Annotated in this window: 9 tRNA genes, 2 rRNA genes and 1 other annotated feature (1 of these 12 running past the window's edge); all 11 genes read right to left on the bottom strand. The window is 51.6% G+C overall.

Features of this window, described 5'->3' with window-relative positions:
* Positions 1-433 (bottom strand) — a sequence feature (16S ribosomal RNA rRNA prediction is too short).
* A 207-nt stretch (positions 434-640) separates the two neighbouring features.
* Positions 641-716, bottom strand: a tRNA-Ala gene (locus A6749_RS12915).
* 12 nt (positions 717-728) lie between these two features.
* Positions 729-805 (bottom strand) — tRNA-Pro (locus A6749_RS12910).
* Between the two features lie 6 nt (positions 806-811).
* Positions 812-888: transfer RNA gene (locus A6749_RS12905), tRNA-Arg, on the bottom strand.
* Between the two features lie 9 nt (positions 889-897).
* A tRNA-Leu gene (locus A6749_RS12900) sits at positions 898-986 on the bottom strand.
* A 5-nt stretch (positions 987-991) separates the two neighbouring features.
* A tRNA-Gly gene (locus A6749_RS12895) sits at positions 992-1,066 on the bottom strand.
* A gap of 12 nt (positions 1,067-1,078) precedes the next feature.
* Positions 1,079-1,163 (bottom strand) — tRNA-Leu (locus A6749_RS12890).
* Between the two features lie 10 nt (positions 1,164-1,173).
* A tRNA-Lys gene (locus tag A6749_RS12885) sits at positions 1,174-1,249 on the bottom strand.
* A gap of 9 nt (positions 1,250-1,258) precedes the next feature.
* Positions 1,259-1,331 (bottom strand) — tRNA-Thr (locus A6749_RS12880).
* 174 nt (positions 1,332-1,505) lie between these two features.
* Positions 1,506-1,581: transfer RNA gene (locus tag A6749_RS12875), tRNA-Val, on the bottom strand.
* Positions 1,582-1,591: 10 nt separating this feature from the next.
* A 5S ribosomal RNA gene (gene rrf / locus A6749_RS12870) occupies positions 1,592-1,708 on the bottom strand.
* A 79-nt stretch (positions 1,709-1,787) separates the two neighbouring features.
* Positions 1,788-3,347: ribosomal RNA gene (locus A6749_RS12865) — 23S ribosomal RNA — on the bottom strand; it runs 1,376 nt beyond the window's last position.

Below are 3,347 nucleotides of genomic sequence, written 5' to 3'. Positions count from 1 at the left end.
CTCCGATACTTGTTCTTCCCTAACAACAGAGCTTTACGACCCGAAGGCCTTCATCGCTCACGCGGCGTTGCTCCATCAGACTTTCGTCCATTGTGGAAGATTCCCTACTGCTGCCTCCCGTAGGAGTCTGGGCCGTGTCTCAGTCCCAGTGTGGCCGATCACCCTCTCAGGTCGGCTACGCATCGTTGCCTTGGTGAGCCGTTACCTCACCAACTAGCTAATGCGCCGCGGGCCCATCTGTAAGTGCCAGCCGAAACCGACTTTCAGCTTACCAACATGTGTTGATAAGAATTATCCGGTATTAGCTCCGGTTTCCCGAAGTTATCCCAGTCTTACAGGCAGGTTGCCCACGTGTTACTCACCCGTCCGCCGCTAACTTTTGGGAGCAAGCTCCCGCAAGTTCGCTCGACTTGCATGTATTAGGCACGCCGCCAGCGTTCGTCCTGAGCCAGGATCAAACTCTCCAAGAAAGTTGATTAGCTCATAAATGTTACGTTGGCTTCATCTCATAAAGAGATGAATAATTATTGTTTGTTGACGTTTTGTTTTGTTTGTTTAGTTTTCAAAGAACAATCATATCGCCTATAAGCGACTCTTTATATATTAACAAAATCAAATATAATTTGTCAATATATTTTTTTGGTGGAGCCTAGCGGGATCGAACCGCTGACCTCCTGCGTGCAAAGCAGGCGCTCTCCCAGCTGAGCTAAGGCCCCAAATTTGATAAATGGTCGGGAAAACAGGATTCGAACCTGCGACCCCTTGGTCCCAAACCAAGTGCTCTACCAAGCTGAGCTATTTCCCGTTTATATGGCGCGCCCGAAAGGAGTCGAACCCATAACCTTCTGATCCGTAGTCAGACGCTCTATCCAATTGAGCTACGGGCGCATTATAAAATGGTGCCGAGGACCGGAATCGAACCGGTACGGTAGTCACCTACCGCAGGATTTTAAGTCCTGTGCGTCTGCCAGTTCCGCCACCCCGGCACTAATGGAGCGGAAGACGGGATTCGAACCCGCGACCCCCACCTTGGCAAGGTGGTGTTCTACCACTGAACTACTTCCGCATATAATTTAAATGGTGCGGGTGAAGGGAGTCGAACCCCCACGCCTTGCGGCGCCAGATCCTAAGTCTGGTGCGTCTGCCAATTCCGCCACACCCGCATATTTAAAATGGTGAGCCATGAAGGACTCGAACCTTCGACCCTCTGATTAAAAGTCAGATGCTCTACCGACTGAGCTAATGGCTCGTATAAACATGCCGGCTAGAGGACTTGAACCCCCAACCTACTGATTACAAGTCAGTTGCTCTACCAATTGAGCTAAACCGGCATAATGAAAAAGATAATATATAGATTGCACACGCTCGTCTAGTTTTCGTCGTCCCGACTTCAGAAGGCTTATTCAAGCAGCAGCTCAGTCGGTACGCTGAAGTAATTTCAAAGAAGCGTATTCGGTCGTGCTCTACCAATTGAGCTAAACCGGCATAATGACATTTTTATTATATGGTGGAGGATGACGGGATCGAACCGCCGACCCTCTGCTTGTAAGGCAGATGCTCTCCCAGCTGAGCTAATCCTCCATTATATATAGCCCGGCAGCGTCCTACTCTCACAGGGGCGCCTGCCCCAACTACCATCGGCGCTGAGAAGCTTAACTTCCGTGTTCGGTATGGGAACGGGTGTGACCTTCTCGCCATCACCGCCGGACTATTTATTTGAGGTTCATTCCCTCAAAACTAGATAATACAGAAGAAGAATCGTAAGAATGAGTTCGCTACTATTTGACTTGGTTAAGTCCTCGATCGATTAGTATCAGTCAGCTCCACATGTCACCATGCTTCCACCTCTGACCTATCAACCTGATCATCTTTCAGGGATCTTACTAGCTTGACGCTATGGGAAATCTCATCTTGAGGGGGGCTTCATGCTTAGATGCTTTCAGCACTTATCCCGTCCGCACATAGCTACCCAGCGATGCCTTTGGCAAGACAACTGGTACACCAGCGGTGCGTCCATCCCGGTCCTCTCGTACTAAGGACAGCTCCTCTCAAATTTCCTGCGCCCACGACGGATAGGGACCGAACTGTCTCACGACGTTCTGAACCCAGCTCGCGTACCGCTTTAATGGGCGAACAGCCCAACCCTTGGGACCGACTACAGCCCCAGGATGCGATGAGCCGACATCGAGGTGCCAAACCTCCCCGTCGATGTGGACTCTTGGGGGAGATAAGCCTGTTATCCCCAGGGTAGCTTTTATCCGTTGAGCGATGGCCCTTCCATGCGGAACCACCGGATCACTAAGCCCGACTTTCGTCCCTGCTCGACTTGTAGGTCTCGCAGTCAAGCTCCCTTGTGCCTTTACACTCTGCGAATGATTTCCAACCATTCTGAGGGAACCTTTGGGCGCCTCCGTTACATTTTAGGAGGCGACCGCCCCAGTCAAACTGCCCACCTGACACTGTCTCCCACCCCGATCAGGGGTGAGGGTTAGAATTTCAATACAGCCAGGGTAGTATCCCACCGACGCCTCCACCGAAGCTGGCGCTCCGGCTTCTCAGGCTCCTACCTATCCTGTACAAGCTGTACCAAAATTCAATATCAGGCTACAGTAAAGCTCCATGGGGTCTTTCCGTCCTGTCGCGGGTAACCTGCATCTTCACAGGTACTATAATTTCACCGAGTCTCTCGTTGAGACAGTGCCCAGATCGTTACGCCTTTCGTGCGGGTCGGAACTTACCCGACAAGGAATTTCGCTACCTTAGGACCGTTATAGTTACGGCCGCCGTTTACTGGGGCTTCGATTCAGAGCTTCGCGTGAGCTAACCCCTCCTCTTAACCTTCCAGCACCGGGCAGGCGTCAGCCCCTATACTTCGCCTTGCGGCTTCGCAGAGACCTGTGTTTTTGCTAAACAGTCGCCTGGGCCTATTCACTGCGGCTCATCGAGGCTATGCACCTCAATAAGCACCCCTTCTCCCGAAGTTACGGGGTCATTTTGCCGAGTTCCTTAACGAGAGTTCTCTCGCTCACCTTAGGATTCTCTCCTCGCCTACCTGTGTCGGTTTGCGGTACGGGCACCTTTTATCTCGCTAGAGGCTTTTCTTGGCAGTGTGGAATCAGGAACTTCGGTACTATAATTCCCTCGCTATCACAGCTCAGCCTTTACGATGAACGGATTTTCCTATTCATCAGCCTAACTGCTTAGACGCGCATAACCAGCAGCGCGCTTACCCTATCCTCCTGCGTCCCCCCATCACTCAAACGATAAAGAGGTGGTACAGGAATATCAACCTGTTGTCCATCGCCTACGCCTTTCGGCCTCGGCTTAGGTCCCGACTAACCCTGAGC

Source organism: Neobacillus mesonae (assembly GCF_001636315.1).
Lineage (GTDB): Bacteria > Bacillota > Bacilli > Bacillales > Cytobacillaceae > Neobacillus > Neobacillus mesonae.
This window is presented reverse-complemented; position numbering and strand designations above follow the sequence as displayed.